This window comes from Mycobacterium colombiense (genome assembly GCF_003284935.1).
Taxonomy (GTDB): Bacteria; Actinomycetota; Actinomycetes; order Mycobacteriales; family Mycobacteriaceae; genus Mycobacterium; species Mycobacterium arosiense_A.
The window spans coordinates 33,492-54,600 of sequence record NZ_QMEV01000028.1 but is presented as its reverse complement, the minus strand read 5'-3'; the positions used below and the strand labels follow the sequence as shown (position 1 = coordinate 54,600).

Sequence of the window (21,109 nt, the reverse complement as noted above, 5' to 3'; positions counted from 1 at the left end):
GGAGCAGAACCCGACGACCGTCGGAAATCCGCACCCCTCTCGTCAGAGCTTCGGCACTACACGACGTGTCCTGGCCCGGAAACCGATCCGAGCGGAAGCCACCTGGGCTCAACCCTTAAGCCGGGAGGAGCTGTCCTGACCCGGGGCGTCTTTCGACGTTCGGGGTCAGTGGCCTGTATTCGTGTAGACGCCTCACCTAACGAGGTGCATACCCGACCGATAATGCACGACGGGTATGGCGGGGTCAAATCCCCGGATAGCGTGTCGGTGATTCTCTACGGATTCATGCGGGAGGCGTACAGCATTCGGTCAGGTTCGGGGCCCTGACCTGGGCGTACGACCCCCGGGGTCACTTCTCGACGAGGCCCTCGAGCCGGCCGATCGTGTCGATGAACTCCTCGACCATGTCGAGCACCACCGAGCGCGTCGGGCGGACCCGGTCGAGCGAGCCCACCACCTGCCCGACGAAGTAGGTGGCCAGCTCGCGTGCCTTGGCGCCCTGGTGGGCGGCGGCGGAGTTGATGCGCACTTGCGGCTCGGTGATCAGCGCGGTCTGCAGCGGCATGCCCAGCGGGTCGGGGTTTTCCGGCCGCTCCCACTCGTCGGTCCATGCGGTGCGCAGCATCCGCGCGGGCTTGCCCGTCATCGACCGCGACCGCACGGTGTCCGAGGAGCTGGCGGCCAGGAACTTCTCCTTGACCACGGGCACGGTCTCGGCCTCTTCGGTGGTCAGCCACACCGAGCCGCACCACACGCCCTCGGCGCCCAGGGCCAGCGCCGCCGCGATCTGGCGACCGCGGGCGATCCCGCCGGCGGCCAGGACGGGCACCGGCGCCACGGCATCGACGACCTCGGGGACCAGGACCATGGTCGCCACCTCGCCGGTGTGGCCGCCGGCCTCGGTGCCTTGGGCGACGATCAGGTCGACGCCCGCGGCGGCGTGCCGTTGCGCGTGCCGGGTGGTCCCGGCCAGCGCCGCCACCAGCACGTCCCGGTCGTGCGCGCGCTCGACGAGATCCGCCGGGGGCGGGCCGAGCGCGCTGGCGATCAGCCGGATGTTGTGGGAGAAGGCGACGTCGAGCAGCGGCTCGTAGGTCTTGGGCGAAATGTTCAGGCCACCCAGGGAGCCCCGCGGCTCGGCGGCGGCCGCGGTGACCCCGTAGCGGGCCAGCAGGTCGTCGACGAACGCGCGGTGCTCGTCGGGCAGCAGGGTGCGCGCCTGGCTCGTGTCGATGCCGCCCTGTTCGGCACCGACGTACTTGGGCGGCAACAGCAGGTCGACCCCGTACGGCTTGCCGCCGGTCTGCTCCTCGATCCAGGCCAGCTCGCTCTGCAGGCGCTGGGGGCTGTGCGCGGTGGCGCCCAGGACCCCGAAGCCTCCGGCGTTGGTCACCGCGGCCACCACGTCGCGGCAGTGGCTGAAGGCGCAGATCGGGAATTCGACTCCGAGCATCTCGGCGACCCTGGTTCTCATCGCCCGACGCTAAAAGTTATCGATTCCGAAGTCAATCGACCACGGGGCGTGGGCAACTCAGGTGCGCATGCCGGCGCGCCGCCCGATGGGGGCGACCCGCTTCACCCGATGGGGGCGACCCGCTAAGCCCGGGGCGACCGGCCGTCCGGGGGCCAGCTCGCCACGCCCTCCTCGAGCGGCACCTCCAGGCTCTGCAGGATCGAGGCCACCATCCGCCAGGCCCCGATGACCGTGACAAGCTCGACGAGAACCGTTGTGTCACCCTGGAATTCGCGCTCACATGCGGCCCAGTTCGCGGCGCTCACCGCGCCGTCGCGCACCACGTCGTCGGTGGCCGCGAGCACGGCCCGCTCGGTGACGCCGAAGCCGGCGTGGTTGTGCCAATCCCGCACGCCGAGCAGATCTTCGGCCGGCACTCCGAGCCGGGATGCGACGCGCCAGTGCTGGGTCCATTCGTAATCGCAGCCGGTGAGCCAGCCGATCCGCATGATCACCAGCTCGCGCAGCCGCGAGTCGAGGGCGCCGTGCCAGAGCATGGTGGCGAGCAAGTCGTTGATGCCGCGCGCCAGCGGCGGGTGGTTGAGCAGCACCTGGAAGATGCTGAGCTCGGCCATGTAGTTGGGGACGGCCGCCTCGTCGGCGGCGGCCTTGGCTTCGTCGAGCGGCAATCGGGGCAGGCGCGCTGTTGTCATCGGATGGGCACTCCTCCGTGCGGGCGGGACCGTCGCGTTCTCCCGTCATGGTAGTCAGCCGGGGGCGCGGCGACGACGGGTTTGCGTCCGACAGCCAAACACGGTGCGGGCCACAGCGTTTCAGAGCAGACCGAGCAGCTCCAGGTCGGTCACGTATTTCACGATCACCGACACGTTGATCTGCGGGATGTCGTTGTCGGGACCGATTTTGGCTTCCTGCACCGCGGCCCGGAACCGGTCGGTCGGCCCCAGGCATCCGCGAGCGGGGTCCGCCGGCGGGACGTGCTGTGCGTTGCGCAACTGCAGCAGTTGCAGCACCGACTGGTGGCGCTGCCGCTCCGGCAGGGCGTGCAGGGCGGTCTCCATCCGCTGCAGCCACTCGCCGAAGTCGTCGACCCGCTCGATCGGGTAGCCCGCTTCGATCAGCCAGTCGACGTACTCGTCGAGGCCGATGCCGTCGTCGTGCGGGTTCATCACGTGGTACGTCTCGAACCCGTCCATCACCTGGGCGCCCAGCGTGGTGATCGCCTCCGCGACGAACTCGACCGGCAGCGCGTCGAAGTGCGCGCGCTGCCGGTTGCCGTGCGCGTCGAGCTGATAGAACGAGCGCGGCGCGACGCCGCCGGCCACCACGCTGTGCACCATCCGGGTGAACATGTCCGACAGGTTCAGCTGGCCGCGATAGGTGGTGTCGGCCAGGAGCATGTCGCAGCGGAACACCGAAACCGGCAGCCCGCACAGGTCGTGGGCCTCGCGCAGCAGCACCTCGCCCGCCCACTTGCTGTTGCCGTAGCCGTTGCCGTAGCCGCCGTCGATGGTGCGGATCGGGCCGGCCGTGCGGACGTCGGCCTCCTCGGTGAACGCCGACGGCTCGATCTGGTCGCCGACGTTGGCCGTCGACACGAAGGTGTACGGCTTGAGCCTGGCGGTGAGCGCCAGCCGGATCAGCTCGGCGGTGCCCGCGACGTTGGGGGCGAACAGCTCGCTGTAGGGCAGCACGCCGTTGACCACGGCCGCGCAGTCCACGATCAGGTCCACGGTGTCGGCCAGCCGCTGCCAGGTCTGCTCGTCCACACCGAGGTTCGCGCGCCCCTTGTCGCCGGCGATCACCTCCAGATGGTCGTCGGCGAGTTCGTGGAAATACCGCAACAGCGCCGGATCGCCGCTGTCGAAGGTCTTTTCGAGGCGGCGGCGCGCTTCCTCGTCGGAGGTGGCCCGCACCAGGCAGATCAGCTTGCCGTCGGCCAGCTCCAGGCGTTCCAGCCACTGCAGCACCAGGTAACGACCGAGGAAGCCGGTGGCCCCGGTCAGCAGGACCGTGCGCACGTCGCCGCGCGGGCCGGGCAGCCCCGGCGCGGTCGACAGCGTCGCGGCGTCGATGAACTTGTCCAGCGTGAGATCGCTGGCGTACACCTCGCTCGCGTCGCGGCCGTGCACGGACGCGAAGTCGGCCCGAAGTCCTTCTGCGGCATCCTGATCGCCATTCAGCTGCTGGCTCAGGGCGCGCACCGACGGCGCCTCGAAGACGGCGCGCACCGGCAGGTGGATGTCGAGGGCGTTGTAGATCGCGGCGACGAGGCGCATGGCCGACAGCGAATCGCCGCCCAGGTCGAAAAACGATTCCTGGACGCCGACCCGCTCCAGGCCGAGCACCTGGGCGTACAGCCAGGCCAAGATCTCCTCGACGGCGGTGGCCGGAGCCAGATAGTCGTCGGTGCCCTGATAGTCCGGCGCCGGCAGCGACTGGGTGTCGAGCTTGCCGCTGGGTGTCAACGGCAGGGCCGGCAACACGACCACCGCGGCGGGCACCATGTAGGCGGGCAGGCGTTCGGCCAGCAGCGTGCGCAGTTCGGCCGGGTTGGCCTCTCCGGTGATGTAGCCGACCAGCCGCTTGTCGCCGGGGCGGTCCTCGCGGGCGATCACCAGCGCCCGCTCCACGCCGTCCAGCCCGGCCAGGGCCGCCTGGATCTCGCCGAGTTCGATGCGGTAGCCGCGGATCTTGACCTGCTCGTCGGCGCGCCCGACGTAGCGCAGCTGACCGTCCGGGCCCCACCAGGCCAGGTCCCCGGTGCGGTACATGCGCGTCCCGGCCCCGCCGAACGGGCAGGCCACGAACCGCGACGCGGTCAGGCCGGCCCGGCGCAGGTAGCCGGTCGACACGCCGGCGCCGGCCACATACAACTCACCGACCACACCCGCGGGCACCGGCTGCAGGCACCCGTCGAGCACGAACAACGCGGCGCCCGCCACCGGCGAACCGATCGGAGGCGCCTCGGGCCCCGGGGTGAGCGGCGCGCTGACGGCCGCGACGATCGTGATCTCGGTGGGCCCGTAGACGTTGACCATCACGCGCCCGGCGGCCCAGCGGTCCACCACATCGAGGGGGCAGGCCTCCCCCGCGACGGCCAGCACCGTCCGTTCCAGCCCCTCGGTGGAAAGCATCCCCACCTCGGACGGTGTTTGGGTCAGCATGTCGACGCGTTCGGCAACGAGCAAGGCGTGCAGGTCTTTCGGCGAGCGCACCACCTCGTCGGGCACGACCAGCACCCGGCCGCCGTGCAGCAGCGCACCGAAGATCTCCCACACCGAGAAGTCGAAGGCCAGCGAATGGCACTGGCTCCACACCTTCGCGGGCGCCGCGGGCAGGCCGGCCGCGCCCAGCGAGGCGAACAGTTGGGTGGCGTTGTGGTGGGTCACGGCCACGCCCTTGGGGATCCCCGTGGTGCCCGACGTGTAGATCGTGTAGGCGACGCCCTGCGGCGCCGGTGCCGGCAGCGGCGTCGTCGGCTGGATCTCGATGGCCGGGTCGTCGATCTCGATGACGATCGGGACGAGAATGCTTGAACGCGAACGTAACTCGGCTACGGTGAGCACCGCCGTCGGCGCGGCATCGTCGAGCATGAAATCGATTCGGCCCGCCGGCAGGGCCGGGTCGATCGGGACGTATGCGGCGCCGGTCTTGAGCACCGCCAGGATCGCGGCGACGGCGCGGGCGGAGCGTTCCACGAGCAGTGCCACGCACTGGCCCGGCCCCACACCGTGACGAACGAGCAAGTGCGCCAACCGGTTCGCGGCCTCATCGAGTTCACGGTACGTCCATGAACACGCTCCGTCGGTGACGGCCACCGCCTCCGGGGTGCGCGCGACGTGCTCGGCGAATACCCCGGGGATCGACGCGGGTGTGTGCCCCTTGCGCGTCAGCGCCGCCCGGTTACCGATCGCGTCGAGGCGCGCATGCTCACCGGCACCCAGTACATCGATCGACGACAACCGCGCGGCCGGGTCGGCGGTGATGGCCGTCAGCACCCGGTGCAACCGGGCGACCAGCGCTTCGATGGTCGCGGTGTCGAACACGTCGGTGCGGAACTCCACCGCGCCGCCGATCCCCGCGGGCTGGCCGTCATCGGTCCAGCGTTCCGCCAACGACCACGCGAGATCCATTCGGGCGGTGCGGGTGTCGACCGGTACGGGCGTGACCCGCACGTCGCCGAGGCTCAGCTCGGCGGAATCGGTGTTCTGCCAGGCCAGCATCACCTGCACCAGCGGATGGTGCGCCAGGCTGCGGGTGGGGTTGAGCCGCTCCACGAGTACCTCGAAGGGCACATCCTGATGTTCGTAGGCGGCCAGGCTGCACGCACGCACGTGCGCCAGCACCTCGGCGACGGTGGGATCACCGGCCAGGTCGACCCGCAGCACCAGGGTGTTGACGAAGAACCCGACCACGTCGTCCAGCGCCGGGTCGCGCCGCCCGGCGATCGGGAAGCCCACCGCCACATCGGAACTCGCGGTGATCTTGGCCAGCAGCACCGCCAGGGCGGCCTGCACCACCATGAAGCTCGTGGCGTTGTGCGCAGTGGCCACCGCGCGCACCCGCTGCTGCAACTCCGCCGGCAAGTTCACCGCAATGCTGGCCCCGCCGAAGTCGGCCACCAACGGATAGGGCCGGTCGGTCGGCAGTTCCAGACGCTCGGGCATTCCGGCCAGGGTGTGTTCCCAATACCGCAACTGCCCGGCGATCAGGCTGTGCGGGTCCTGCAATTCGCCGAATTGCGCGCGCTGCCACAGCGTGTAGTCGACATACTGCACGGGCAACGGTGCCCAGTCCGGGGCCTCGCCGGCCGCGCGGCTGGCATAGGCCTCGCCCAGATCGCGCACCAGCGGCGTCAGCGACCACCCGTCGGCGGCGATGTGATGCAGCACGGCCACCAGCAGGTACTCGTTGTCGTTCAGCCGAAACAGCAACGCCCGCAACGGGAGTTCGGTGGCCAGGTCGAAGCGGTGGCCGACCACGGTGTCGATGGCGTCGCCCAGCCGGCCGGCGGGCCAGCCGCGCGCATCGCTGATCTGCCACCCGAAGTCGGCCTCGTCCGCCTCGACGACCAGCTGCTGCGGTATGCCCTCGCGCGCCGGGAACAGGGTCCGCAGGCTTTCGTGGCGGGCGACGACGTCGGCCAGCGCGGCGCCGAACGCCTCGCCGTCGAGGCGCCCGTGTAGTTGCAAGGCGATGGCCATGTTGTGCACCGGCGACGGCCCATGCAATTGGCTGATGAACCATAACCGCGACTGGGCGAACGACAGCGGCACCACCGCCGGCCGGGCAGCGGCGACCAACGGCAGGCGCCCCGCCCCGTCGGCGCCAAGGCGGCCCGCCAATCGGCGGATGGTGGGCGCCTCGAAGAGGGCCCGGACGCCGAGGTGGACATCGAGACCGGCGTTGATCTCGGCCACCAGCCGCATGGCCGACAGCGAGTCGCCACCGAGGTCGAAGAAGGAGTCATCGATTCCGACGCGGTCGACACCCAGGACGTGGGCGTAGATGTCGGCCATGGTCTGCTCGACGGCGGTGGTCGGGGCGCTGTACTGATCGCGGCTGTGATAGTCGGGTGCGGGCAGGGCGCGGGTGTCGAGTTTGCCGTTGGGCGTCAACGGCAGTGCCTCGACGGCCATCACCGCGGCGGGCACCATGTAGGCCGGCAACCGCTCGGCCAGCCGGGCGCGGGCCTCGGCCGGATCGGCGGTGCCGGTGAGATAGCCGACGAGCCGCTTGTCCCCCGGCCGGTCCTCGCGGGCGATCACCGCCGCCTGCGTTACCCCATCCAATTGGGCCAGGGCGCTGTGTATTTCACCGAGCTCGACGCGATGACCGCGGATCTTGACCTGCTCGTCGGCGCGCCCGACGTAGCGCAGCTGACCGTCCGCGCCCCAGCGCACCAGGTCCCCGGTGCGATACATGCGCGCCCCGGTCCCGCCGAACGGGCAGGCCACGAACCGCGATGCCGTCAAACCGGCCCGGCCCAGATAGCCGACGGCCACCCCGGCACCGGCCACGTACAGCTCGCCCAGCACACCGGCGGGCACCGGCCGCAGCCACGCGTCGAGCACGAAGAAGCCGAGATGCGCCAACGGCTTTCCGATGGGGCTGACGTGGGCGTCGATGTCGGCGTCGCAGATCTCCCGGAAGGAGGCGTGCACCGTCGTCTCGGTGATGCCGTACATGTTGATCAGCTGCGGGCGGCGCGGGTGGTTGTGCATCCATGTGCCCAGCCGCTGGGGAAGCAGCGCTTCGCCGCCGAAGACCACGGTCCGCGGGTCGAACTGGTCCGCCCGACGCGGCACGTCGGCGCTCTGCAGCGCAAAGAAGGCGGACGGGGTCTGGCTGAGCACGCTGACGTCTTCGGCAATCAGCAAGGCGCGCAGCTCTTCCGGTGAGCGCACCACGTCGTCGGGAACGATCAGCAGCCGTCCGCCCGAAAGCAGCGCGCCGAAGATCTCCCACACCGAGAAGTCGAAGGCCAGCGAATGGCATTGGCTCCACACGCCGGTCGGTGACGTCAGCCGGCCGGTCAGGGAGGCCAGCAGCTCGGTGACGTTGCGGTGGGTGACCGCGACGCCCTTGGGGGTTCCGGTCGTGCCGGAGGTGTAGATGATGTAGGCGAGGTGGGCGGGTTCGGGCGAGGGCAAGGCGCTGACGGGTCGGCTGTCTGCGGCGGGCTCGTCGACGTCGATGACCGCGACGCCGCAGCCGTCGAGCCGCGGCCGCAGGGCCGCGGTGGTGATGGCGGCGATGGGAGCGGCGTCGGTGAGCGTGAATCCGATCCGCTGCTGGGGCACCGCGGGGTCGATCGGCAGGTACGCCGCGCCGGTCTTGAGGACCGCCAGGATGGCGACGACGGCCCGCGCCGAGCGTTCCATCAGCAGCGCCACGCATTCACCGGGACCGGCGCCTTCGTCGATCAGCCGGTGCGCCAACCGGTTCGCGGACTCGTCGAGCTCGCGATAGGTCATCGACAGGTCGCCGGACGTCAGCGCCACCGCCAGCGGGTCGCGTGCCACCTGGTGGGCGAACAGCGCCGGAATCGAGGACGACCCGATGGCCGGTCGTGACAGCGCCGCGCGGTTACCGACGGCGTCGAGGCGCGCGTGCTCGTCGCCGTCGAGCAGATCGATCGACGACAGTCGCCGGGCGGGGTCGGCCGTCATCGCCGCCAGTACCCGCTGCAGGCGTTCGATCAGCGTCTCGACGGTGGCGGTGTCGAACACGTCGGTGCGGAATTCCACCGCGCCGGCGATCCCGGCGGGCTGGCCGTCATCGGTCCAGCGTTCGGCCAACGACCACGCCAAATCGGTTCGGGCGGTGCGGGTGTCGACGGGCAGCGGGATGACGCGCAGGTCGCCGAGGCTCAGGTCCGTCGGCTCGTGGTTTTGCCAGGCCAGCATGACCTGGACCAAGGGATGGTGTGCCAGGCTGCGGGTGGGGTTGAGCCGCTCGACCAGCGCCTCGAAGGGCACATCCTGGTGCTCGTAGGCGGCCAGGCTGCGCCGGCGAACCTGTGCGAGCAGTTCGGCGACGGTGGGGTCCGAACCGACGTCGACCCGCAGCACTAGGGTGTTGACGAAGAACCCGACCACGTCGTCGAGGGCGGGGTCGCGCCGGCCGGCGATCGGGAAGCCCACCGCCACATCGCAACTCGCGCTGACTTTGGCCAGCAGCACCGCCAGGGCGGCCTGCACCACCATGAAGCTCGTCGCGTTGTGCGCCATGGCCGTCGCGCGCACCCGCTGCTGCAGCTCGGCCGGCCACTGCACGGCCACGCTGGCCCCGCGGTAGTCGGCGACCACCGGATACGGCCGGTCGGTGGGCAACTCGAGGCGTTCGGGCAGCCCGGCCAGCGCCTGCTCCCAGTACGCCAGCTGCTTCGCGATCGGGCTGTCCGGATCTTCCAGATCGCCGAATTGGGCGCGCTGCCATAGCGTGTAGTCGGCGTATTGCACCGGCAACGGCGTCCAGTCCGGGGCGTTACCGGCCGCACGGCTGGCATAGGCCAGCGCCAAATCGCTCACCAGCGGGGCCAGCGAGCCCCCGTCCGCGGCGATGTGGTGCACCACGGCCACCAGGACGTGCCGCTCGTCGTCGAGGCGGAAAAGCCGGGCGCGCAAGGGGATTTCGGTGGCCAGGTCGAACGTGTGCCGCGCCGTGTCGCGGATGGCGTCGTCCAGGCGTGCCGGTGACCAGCCCGTGGCGTCGACCGCCTGCCATGGGACATCGGCGCGCTCCGGGGGCAGCACGACCTGGCGCGGGATGCCCTCGGCGGCGGGGAACACCGTGCGCAGGCTCTCGTGGCGCGCCACTACGTCTCGCAGTGCCGCCGCGAGCGCGCCGGCATCGAGGTGCCCGCTGAGCCGCAGGGCCGCCGCCATGTTGTACACCGGTGACGGGCCATGCAACTGGTCGATGAACCAGAGCCGCGATTGCGCGAACGACAGCGGCAGCACCGGCGGCCGCTGATGGGCCACCACGCCGTCGAGCCTGCCCCCGCCCACGTGCACGCGCGCGGCCAACCGGCCAACGGTGGGCGTCTCGAACAACATTCGCACCCCGATGCCGGCGTCGAGGGTGGTGTTGATCGTGGCGATCACCCGCATCGCCGACAGCGAGTCGCCGCCTAGATCGAAGAACGACTCGTCCACCCCGACCCGCTCGAGCCCCAAGACCCGGGCGTAGATGCCGGCCAGGATTTCCTCGACCGCGGTGGACGGGGCCCGGTATTCACCGGCCGTGTATTCGGGCGCCGGGAGCGCGCGGGTGTCGAGCTTGCCGTTGGGCGTCAGCGGCAGTGCCTCGACGGCCATCACCGCGGCGGGCACCATGTAGGCCGGCAACCGCTCGGCCAGCCGGGCGCGGACCCCGGCCGGATCGGCGGTGCCGGTGAGATAGCCGACGAGCCGCCTTTCACCGGGCCGGTCCTCGCGGGCGATCACCGCCGCCTGCGTTACCCCATCCAATTGAGCCAGGGCGCTGTGTATTTCACCGAGCTCGACGCGATGGCCGCGGATCTTGACCTGCTCGTCGGCACGCCCCACATAGCGCAGCTGACCGTCCGCGTCCCAGCGCACCAGGTCCCCGGTGCGATACATGCGCGCCCCGGACCCGCCGAACGGGCAGGCCACGAACCGCGATGCCGTCAAACCGGCCCGGCGGGCATAGCCGACGGCCACCCCGGCACCGGCCACGTACAGCTCGCCGACCACGCCGGCGGGCACCGGCCGCAGCCACGCGTCGAGCACGAACAGGGCGGCCCCGGCCACCGGTGCGCCGAGCGGCGGGCGGCCCGCGCCCGCGGCCAGCGGCGCACTGAGGGTCACGTCCACGGTGGTTTCGGTGGGACCGTAGGCGTTGATCATCACGCGTCCCGGGGCCCACCGGTCGGCGAGTGCGGCCGGGCAGGGTTCGCCGCCGATGATCAGCGCGGTGTTCAGTCCGTGCGGTGACAGCGCCGCCAGCGCCGACGGGGTTTGGCTGAGCACCGTGACGTTTTCGGCGATCAGCAAGGCGTGCAGCTCGTCCGGCGAGCGCGTCACCGGCTCGGGCACGATCACCAGTCGGCCCCCGCCGGCCAGCGCGCCCCAGATTTCCTGGATCGAGACGTCGAAGCCGTAGGAATGGCATTGCGACCACGTGCCGGCCTCGGGCAGTGCGGCGTGCAGTGACTCCAGCAGCCGCGCGACGTTGCGATGCGTGACGGCAACGCCTTTGGGAACGCCGGTGGTGCCCGAGGTGTAGATGATGTAGGCGACGTTCTCGGGCGCCGGCGCCGGTAACGCGGTGCTGGGGTGGTCTTGCGCGGCGGTGCCGTCGACGTCGATGACCGGCAGGCCGAACCCGGCAAGGCGCGAACGCAGGACGGTCGTGCTGAGCGCGATGGTCGGTGCGGCGTCGTCGATCATGAAGTGGATCCGGGATTCCGGGAGCGCCGGGTCGATGGGCAGGTACGCGGCGCCCGCTTTCAGGGTCGCCAGGATGGCCACGATCGCCTCGGCCGACCGGGGAAACAGCAGCGCGACACAGTGGCCCGGGCCGATGCCGTGGCCGACAAGCAGGTGCGCCAAGCGGTTCGACGCCTCGTCGAGCGCGCGATAGGTCATCGCGCGGCCCTCGAAGGTCACCGCGATCGTGTCAGGAGCGCGGATCACCTGTGCGGCGAACAGCGCAGGGAGCGACGCCGGTGCGTCCGCGCCCCCGGTCAACGCCGCCCGATTCCCCCACCGGGCAAGTCGCGCATGTTCCCGGCCGTCGAGGGCGTCCACCGACAGCACCGGCCGCGCCGGATCGACGGCCATAGCGACCAGCAGCCGGTGCAACCGCGCGGTCAGGCTGTCGATTTCGGCCGGGGCGAACACGTCGGTGTCGAATTCGACGCGCAGGCGCAGTTCTTCCCCGGGCGCGGCCTGCAACGACAGCGGGTAATGGTTGTATTCGTGGCTGGTGAATTCGGTAACGGTCAGGTCGTGCGTCGCCTTCAACGTCGTGGCGTCGACCGGATAGTTCTCGTACACCAGCAAGGTGTCGAACAGCTGGTCGTGCCCGGTGATGCGATGAATCTCGTTGAGCGCCAGGTGCTGGTGCTCCAGGGTGTCGTTGTGGGCCCGTTGCAGCTGACCCAGCAAGTCGGCGACGGTGGTCGCCGCCGTGACGCGGGCGCGCGCCGGCACGGTGTTGATCAGCAGACCCACCATGGATTCCGCGCCGGGCAGATCGGCCGGACGGCCCGAGACGGCGGCGCCGAAGGCGACGTCGCGTTGACCGGTCTGCCACATCAGCAGCTGCGCCCATGCGGCCTGCAGCACGGTGTTGACGGTGGTACGGCAGGAGCGGGCGAGTTCGCCTAGCGCATGGGTGGTTTCGGCCGTCAACCGCAGTGTGGCCACGGCGCGCGGCCCGAGCTCGACGCGACCCGCCGGGGCCACCAGGGTCGGGGTGTCGAAACCGTCGAGCGCATCGCGCCACGCCAGGCGCGCGGCGGCGACGTCCCGATCGGCCAGCCAGCTGACGAACCCGCGATACGGCAGCACCGTCGGCAAGCGAGAGCCGTAGTAGCAGGCGAAGATCTCTTGCAGCAGGATCGGCAGCGACCAGCCGTCCATCACGATGTGGTGGACGGTGAGGACGAACCGGTGTTCGGGGTCCGCGGTGCGGATCAGCGCGGCCCGCAACGGCGGTTCGTCACCGACGGTGCGCGCCGCGACGCGCTCGGCGGCGCACAGCCGTTGCACCTTCTCCTCGATGTCGCCGGCGCGGATCTCGACATACTGACAGGCGAGGTCCGGGGCGGCGGGGATGATCTGCACCGGATCGTCGAAGTCGGAGCAGAATCGGGCGGCCAGGTTGGGGTGGCGGCGGACGACGGCATGCAGGGCCCGATGCAGTCGGTGCGGATCGAGGGCACCGCGCAGCGTGATGGTCAGCTGGACCGCGTACACGTCGGCGTCGCCTCGGCCCGCGGTCGCATGGAACAGCAGCCCCTGCTGCAGCGGGGTCAGCGGCAGGATGTCGGCGACGTCGTATTCCCGTTCCAGTTGGTCGATCTGGGGCTGGCTGAGCCGGGCCGGGATGATGTCGGACGGGGTCAAGCCGCCGCCGCCGCGCCGCACCAGGGCGCAGATCCCCGACAGCGCCTCAAACCACAACCGGCTCAAGCGGGTTGCCTCGCCGTGGGTCAGCGCCGAGGGTGCCCACGTCCAGTTCGCCTGCAGATGGGGTCCGTCGTTGGAGTCCATGGTGCCCGCATTGAGCTCCAGCGTGTGCGGCAACGGCAGCGCCGGCGCCGCGGCCGCCGCGCTCAGCGACGGACCGTTCGGGCTCAGTCGCCACAAGTCGCCGGACAACTCCGCGGTTCCGCCGCCGAGCCGGCCCAGATAGTTGAACCCGATCACCGGATCCGGACCTTCCAGTCCCGCTTCGGGATTCAGATAGCGCAGCAGCCCGTAGGTCAGTCCGTCCGGGTGCGCGCGCAGTTGCTCCTTGGCGTCCTTGATCAGCCCGCTCAGCGCGGCGTCACCGGCCACCACACGGCCCCAGTCCAGACCGGGAACGTTCAGGGCGACCGGGTGTTTGGCGGTGAACCACCCCACGGTGCGCGACAGATCCACGGAGGGGCCCAGCTCTTCACTGCGCCCATGGCCCTCGACGTCGATCCCGAGGGGCCCCGCCGCACCCAAGAACTCGGTGATCGCCATCCCGAAGGCGATCAGCAGGATGTCTTGCACCCCAGCGTGAAACGCCGCGGGCACCTCGCCGAGCAGCAGCCGGGTCGTCTCGACGTCCAGCGACGCCGATAGCTGCCCCGCCGTCGCGAAGGTGTCCTCCGGCCGCACCGCCGGCAGCACGGCCGGCGTCTCTTCGATGCGCCGCCAGGCCCCAGCCTGGTCGAGCACCGCCGCGCTGCGGGCGTGGTCGGACAGCAGCGACGACCAGCGGGCGAACGAGGTCCCGCCCGCGGGCAGTTCGATGGGCTGGCCGCGGTGATGCTGCGCCCAGGCGATGTTGAGGTCCTCGATCAGGGTCCGCCAGGACACGGCATCGACGGCCAGATGGTGAACGATCAACGCCAATTCGTTTGTCGCGCAGGCCCATACCGCGCTAAGCAGCACACCGGCGCCGGGGTTCAGTCGGGACCGGGCCTGGCTCAGCGCGGCCTCGGAGAGCACGTCGACGGTCCGCAAACAGGCGCGGGCGTCCACCGCACCCACCTCGGGCACCTGCATGGACCAACCGCCCGCGCCGTCGTCGTCGACGCAGAGCCGCAGCATCGGATGCCGGTCCAGCAATGCCTGCAGGACCACCGCTACGTCGGCGTGGCCCACGCCCGCCGGCGCCGCCAGCACCATGGTCTGGTTGAACTGCTCGACGGGACCGTCCATATTCTGCAGCCACCGCATGATCGGGGTGGCCACCATCGGCCCGGTCCCGGCGTCGGCCGCGTCGTCCTCGGCGGAGACGAGCGTGACGACCCGGGCCAGCCGCGCCACGGTCTGTTCGACGAAAATGTCACGCGGCCGGCACATTACGCCGGCGGCGCGGGCCCGGGCAACCACCTGCATCGACAAGATGCTGTCACCGCCCAGATCGAAGAACGAATCGTCCACCCCGACCCGTTCGACCCCGAGGGCCTGGGCGTAGATGCCGGCGAGGATCTCCTCGATCGCGTCGGCCGGGGCGCGGTAGGCGTTCGAGCCGTAATCCGGGGCGGGCAGGGCGCGGGTATCGAGTTTGCCATTGACGGTCAGCGGCAGCGCGTCGAGCGTCACGACCGCGGCCGGCACCATGTAGGCCGGCAGCCGCTCGGCGAGGCGCGACCGCACTTCGGCCGGGTCCGCCGTTCCGGTGACGTATCCGACCAGCTGCACGGTCGCGGGGTGGTCTTCGCGGGCGATCACCGCCGCTTGCTCGATGCCGTCCAATTCGGTGAGCGCGGAATGTATTTCGCCGAGTTCAATGCGGTAGCCGCGGATCTTGACCTGCTCGTCGGCGCGCCCGAGGTATTCGAGTTGCTCGTCGGCGCCCCAGCGCACCAGGTCGCCGGTGCGATACATGCGCGCGCCGAACCCGCCGAACGGGCAGGCGACGAACCGCGATGACGTCAATCCGGACCGGCCCAGATAGCCTGCGGTGACCCCGCGGCCGGCGATGTACAACTCCCCCACCACCCCGGACGGCACGGGCCGCAACCAGTGATCCAGCACGAACAGCGCGGCGCCGGGCACCGGCGAACCGATCGGCACCACGTCGAGATTGGCCGTCAGCGGCGCGGTCATCGCCGCATACATCGTGGTCTCCGTCGGGCCGTATTGGTTGATCATCACCCGACCGGGCGCCCACCGATCCATCACCTCGACCGGGCACGGTTCGCCGCCGACGATCAGCGCCACCGATTCCAGCCCATCGGACGCCAGCGCCGCCACCGCCGAAGGGGTCTGGCTCAACACCTGTACACCTTCGGCAATCAGCAAGGCGCGCAGGTCTTCTGGAGACCGGACCACCGGATCGGGGACGACGACGAGGCGCCCGCCTCGCAGCAGCGACCCGAAGAGTTCCCAGACGGAGAAGTCGAAGGCCAGGGAATGGCAGTGGCTCCACACGTGGCCCAGACCGAGCTGGGCATCCAGCGACAGCAACAGTTGGGTGACGTTGTGGTGGGTGACCGCGACACCCTTGGGGGCGCCCGTGGTCCCCGAGGTGTAGATGATGTACGCGATGTTGTCCGCCGCCGGCGCCGGCAGCCCGGTGGTGGGCTGGACGCGCACGGCGGGATCGTCGATGTCGATGACCGGTACGGACCGGGGCAGGTGGGCTCGGACCTCGGCCGTGCTGATCATCGCGATCGGCGCGGCATCGGTGAGCATGAATTCGATGCGGGCCGACGGTAGCGCGGGGTCGATCGGTACGTACGCCGCGCCGGTCTTCAGCACGGCCATGATCGCCACGATCGCCTCGGCCGACCGCGGGATCGCCACCGCCACCCGCTGGCCGGGGCCCGCGCCGCGGCCAATGAGCAAGCGCGCCAATTGGTTCGCCGAGGCGTCGATCTCGTGGTAGGTGAACGACCGCTGGCCGCAGGTGATCGCTACCGCCCCGGGCGCGCGGGACACCTGTTCGTCGAAGAGCGCGGGGATGGACACCGGGCCGGTCTCCGGCTGGGTCAGCACGGCGCGGTTCCCGATCGCATCGAGGCGGGCGTGCTCCGACTCGGCGAGCAGGTCGATCGTTGACAGCGCCCGGGCGGGATCGGTGGTCATGGCCGAAAGCACCTGCCGCAGTCGCGCGATAAGTGTCTCGATGCTCGACGCGTCGTAGACGTCGGTGCGGAATTCCACCGTTCCGCCGATGCCGGCGGCCCGGCCGTCCTCGTCCCAGCTTTCGGCGAGCGAGAAGACCAGATCCATCCGGGCCACCTGGGTCTCCAGCGGCACGGGCGTGACCTGCACGTCGCCCAGGCTCAGGTCGACGGGTTCGTTGTTCTGCCAGGCCAACATCACCTGGACCAGCGGGTGGTGGGCCAGGCTGCGGGTGGGGTTGAGCCTTTCGACGAGCACTTCGAAGGGGACGTCTTGGTGTTCGTAGGCCGCCAGGCTGCGTTGCCGCACCCGGGCCAGCAGTTCGGCGACGCTGGGATCGCCGCCGAGATCGATGCGCAACACCAGGGTGTTGACGAAGAACCCGACGACGTCGTCCAGAGCCGGGTCGCGCCGGCCGGCGATCGGGAAGCCCACGGCGACATCGGAACTGGCGCTCAGGGTGGACAGCAGCACAGCCAGGGCGGCCTGCACGACCATGAAACTGGTGGCGTTGTGGGCCCGGGCTAGGTCGGCGATGTGCTGCTGAAGTTCGGCAGGCCATTGCACGGCCACACTGGCCCCGCGGTGATCGGCCACCAAGGGATACGGCCGGTCCGTGGGCAGCTCGAGATGTTCCGGTAACCCGGCAAGGCTTCGTTCCCAGTAGGCGAGCTGCGCGGCGATGGGGCTGTGCGGGTCTTCGAGGTCGCCGAATTGGGCGCGCTGCCATAGCGTGTAGTCGACGTATTGCACGGGCAGGGGTGCCCACTGGGGGGCTCGGCCGGACGACCTGCTGGCGTAGGCCGTTCCGAGATCGCGCACCAGCGGGGTCAGGGACCACCCGTCGGCGGCGATGTGATGCACCACCGCCACCAGGACGTGCTCACGGTCGCTGGTGCGGAAAAGCCATGCCCGCAAGGGTAATTCGTTGGTAAGGTCAAACGTGTAACGCGCGGCCTCGTGGGTGGCCTCGGCCAGCCAGGAGGCGGGCCACCGGCTGGCATCGATGACCTGCCAGCCGGCCTCGCTGCGTTCGGGCGGCAGGACCACCTGTTGGGGTGTGCCTTCGGGCGCGACGAACAGTGTGCGCAGGCTTTCGTGGCGGGTCACCACGTCGTCCAGGGCGGCGCCCATCGCCTCGGCATCCACCGGCCCGCTCAGCTTCAGCGCGACCGCCATGTTGTACACCGGCGACGGACCCTGGAATTGGTCGATGAACCACAGGCGGGATTGGGCGAACGACAAGGGCACCAGGGCCGGCCGTTCGGCGGCTACCAATCGGTCGGTGCGACCGACGCCGGCCTCCACGTGGGGCGCCAGTTGTGTGATGGTGGGTGCTTCGAATAGGGATCGGACGTTGAGGTCGGCGTCGAGTTCGGCGTTGAGGGCGGAGACGAGCCGCATGGCCGAGAGCGAGTCACCGCCGAGGTCGAAGAAGGAGTCCTCGACGCCGACGCGCTCGATACCCAGGATCTGGGCATAGACGCCGGCCAGGATTTCTTCGAGAGCGGTCTGCGGCGCCCGATACCCCTGACCCTGATAGTCCGGGGCGGGCAGGGCGCGGGTGTCGAGCTTGCCGTTAAGCGTCAACGGCAACGCCTCAAGGACCACCACCGCGGCGGGCACCATGTATGGAGGGAGCCGCTGACCCAACCGGGCCCGAATGTCGGCGGGGTCAGCGGCTCCAGTCACATAGCCGACGAGACGCCGCTCGCCGACACGATCTTCACGCACGACGACCGCGGCCTGCGCCACGCCGTCCAATGCAGTTAACGCGGTGCGGATTTCGCCCAACTCGATGCGATACCCACGCACCTTGACCTGCTCATCAGCACGCCCCACATACCGCAGCTGCCCATCAGCCCCCCACCGCACCAGATCCCCAGTCCGATACATCCGGGCACCCGCGACCCACGGGCAGGCCACAAACCGCGACGCCGATAACCCCGGGCGACCCCAATACCCGACGCCGACGCCGTCACCGGCAACATAGAGCTCCCCCACCACGCCGACCGGCACCGGGCGCAACCACCCATCCAGCACGAAAAACGCCGCATGGGTGACCGGTGCACCGATCGGCGGCGCACCCGGCCCGGGCGACAGTGGCACGCTCTTGCTCGCCCACATGGTGGTTTCGGTGGGCCCGTAGACGTTGACCATCACCCGCCCCGGCGCCCAACGCTCCACCAACTCCGGCGGACACGGCTCGGCCCCCACCACCAACGCCGCGCAATCCAAACCCTCGGTCGGTAGCAACCCCGCCGCTGACGGGGTCTGGGTCAACACCGTGACACCCTCACGCACCAACAGGGCGTGAAACTCCTGCGGCGAGCGGGCCACCACCTCGGGCACCACCACCAACCGCCCCCCATGCAGCAGCGCACCCCAGATCTCCCACACCGAAAAGTCAAACGCATACGAATGACACTGCGTCCACACCTGCTCAGCCGACAGGACAAAACCCAGATCCAGGCCATCGAACAGCTGCGTGACGTTACGATGCGTCACCGCAACACCTTTGGGCACACCCGTGGTCCCCGACGTATAAATCACATGCGCCACATCACCCGCCAACGGCCCCGGCGGCGCCGTGCTCGACTGCACAGCCACCACCGGATCGGCCACATCGACCACGGTCAGATCCAAGCCGTCGAGCCGCTCGACCAGATCAGCCGTGGTGACCGCGACCCGCGCCGCGGCGTCGGACAGCATGAATTCCACCCGCCCACCCGGCAACCCCGGATCGATCGGCAGATACGCCGCCCCGGACTTGAGCACCGCCAAGATCGCCACGATCGCCTCGACCGAGCGCGACAACAACACCGCGACAACCCCACCCCGACCAACACCACACCCAACCAACAAGTGCGCCAACCGATTAGCCGCCTCGTCAAGCTCCCGATACGTCAGCGACCGACCCCCACACACCACCGCCACCGCATCCGGGGTACGCCCCACCTGCGCGGCGAACAACCCCACCACCGACACCGGCACCACCGAACGACCCAACCCCGACACATTGCCCCACACACCAAGCCGCACACACTCAACCTCATCCACCACATCCAGCGCCCTCAGCCGCCGGGTGGGGTCGGCCGTCATCGCGATCAGGAGCCGCTGCAGCAGTTCCGCAAGGTCGGGGGCGTCGAGGCCGGACCAGGGTGCCCACCTGCCCGCCGTGCTGAGGAAGAGCTCGTCGCCGTCGCTGGTGAAGATGAGGCCGAAGCCGTCCGCCTGACCGGAATTCGTGTAGGACGCCGAGGCGGTGACCCCACCGAAGGGCAACGTGAACGCCGACGGGATGAAGTTGACGCTGACCCGCTCCGGCGACTTCGTCAGGCCGCGGACCTTGCGCTCGAGAGCGTGCACCGGGAATCGCTGGTGCACTACCGCCTCGTCGATGCGCGCCTCGACGTGTTTGCAGAAATCGGCGACCGTCGATTCCGGTGCGGTCGTGAACACCAGCGGCACGACGCCGGCGACCATCCCGGGCAGCGTCTTGAGTTCCGGGCGCACGCGCCGGCTGACCGGGAAATCGAGGACCACGTCGGGGCCGTCGGGGCACCACCCACGGACCAACAGGGCACAGGCCGCGGTGATGACCGATGTCTGGGATACGCCCCACACGTCGGAGAACCGGTGCACCCGGCGCATTACCGCGGCGTCCAGCGCCACCGGAGCCGACGGCCACGGGTCACGCTCCCCCGCGCCGACGGGCACGGGCTGGCCGTCGCGGTCCGGGGGCAGGTTCGCCAGCCAGTACGCCTCGTCATCCCGGTAATCGGCGGAGGCCTCGTAGTGGGATTCGCAGTCGACCAGGTCGCGCAATGAACCGAAGACGGCCGTCGGGATCGGTCCGGCGGACACGATCGCGGAGTAGATGGAGGCGATGCGATGGCCGACCAGCCCGACGCCGGTCCCGTCGATGACGATGTGATGGCAGCAGGCGAACAGGAAGTATTCGTCGCGCCGGGTCTGAAACAGGACGAACTTGAACAGCGGACCGGTCAGCGGCATGGGCGTTCGCTGGATGGTCAGCGCTCTGCGCCGGGCCTCTTCGACCGGCTCGGGCGAGTCGATGAGATTGTCGAACGTCAGCTCGACGTTCGGGTCGTCGATCGTGCGCTGGAAGACCGCGCCGTCGACCTCGAAGAAGGCGACCCTGGTCGGTTCCGCTTCTTGGACGGCTTGCCGGATCGCCCACTGCAGGGCGTCGCGCTGGACCGGGCCGTTGATCCGCACGAACAACCCCAGCTGCCACTCCGTGTTGGAGTGACCCGTCTGCTGCGCAAGCCAGAGGTCTAGCTGTCCGCGAGTGAGCGGAAGCGCCCGGCCGTCAAGCTCCATCCATCTCCCCAACCACAGGGTGTTCCTTTCAACCCCCCGGTTGAGTGGAGCCGCTCGCGCAGGCATTCGGGCCGGAAACCGGTCCGCTGCTGCTCGAGGTAGCCCCGCCTTCGGCGCGGTCAGCTTCGCGGCGCCACACCCGGCGATCGGGCGCAGCGTCGGCAAAGACCGACCGCAACCTTCGTTGCCGCTCGTCGTTGGCCGGAGCGACAGGGCTGGGCGGTGCCGACGGTGGAACGGTCGACGCTCACCCACTCCGAAGACGCCGTAGTCAACATGAGTGCAACAGTTCGAAAATTTAGTAGAGGACTACCCCGTTAGTCCAGGGTTATACAAACTTAATGTCCTGTGAATTGCCAAAATAATAGATTCCACTCAAGGCAAGGGTCTTGATACATACCTCCAGTACTGGTTAAGATGGTCGCAGCAACGTACGGTATGGCATGTTTCGGGGGGTTTCGGCGTTGGTCGCCACGCATTGCGG

3 protein-coding genes and 1 riboswitch are annotated in these 21,109 nt (G+C 69.8%); all 3 genes read right to left on the bottom strand.

Annotated elements, in window-relative coordinates; genetic code table 11:
* Nucleotides 1-27: 27 nt before the first annotated feature.
* A riboswitch (M-box (ykoK) riboswitch) is annotated at nucleotides 28-211 on the bottom strand.
* A 138-nt stretch (nucleotides 212-349) separates the two neighbouring features.
* Nucleotides 350-1,474, bottom strand: coding sequence for an NAD(P)H-dependent flavin oxidoreductase (locus DQP57_RS14450; protein WP_112633594.1), 1,125 nt, complete (start codon nucleotides 1,472-1,474; stop codon nucleotides 350-352).
* Between the two features lie 122 nt (nucleotides 1,475-1,596).
* Nucleotides 1,597-2,166 (bottom strand): carboxymuconolactone decarboxylase family protein, encoded by a 570-nt coding sequence (locus DQP57_RS14445; RefSeq protein WP_112633593.1) that lies wholly within the window; start codon nucleotides 2,164-2,166, stop codon nucleotides 1,597-1,599.
* A gap of 120 nt (nucleotides 2,167-2,286) precedes the next feature.
* A complete protein-coding gene (locus DQP57_RS14440) occupies nucleotides 2,287-20,625 on the bottom strand; it encodes a non-ribosomal peptide synthetase (protein ID WP_240631760.1) in 18,339 nt (6,112 codons plus the stop codon).
* Nucleotides 20,626-21,109 lie beyond the last annotated feature (484 nt).

Bases quoted from the DNA above. Each gene is read 5' to 3' on its own strand.
- DQP57_RS14450 (WP_112633594.1), bottom strand. From the start codon at position 1,474: ATGAGAACCAGGGTCGCCGAGATGCTCGGAGTCGAATTCCCGATCTGC.
- DQP57_RS14445 (WP_112633593.1), bottom strand. From the start codon at position 2,166: ATGACAACAGCGCGCCTGCCCCGATTGCCGCTCGACGAAGCCAAGGCC.
- DQP57_RS14440 (WP_240631760.1), bottom strand. From the start codon at position 20,625: ATGGAGCTTGACGGCCGGGCGCTTCCGCTCACTCGCGGACAGCTAGAC.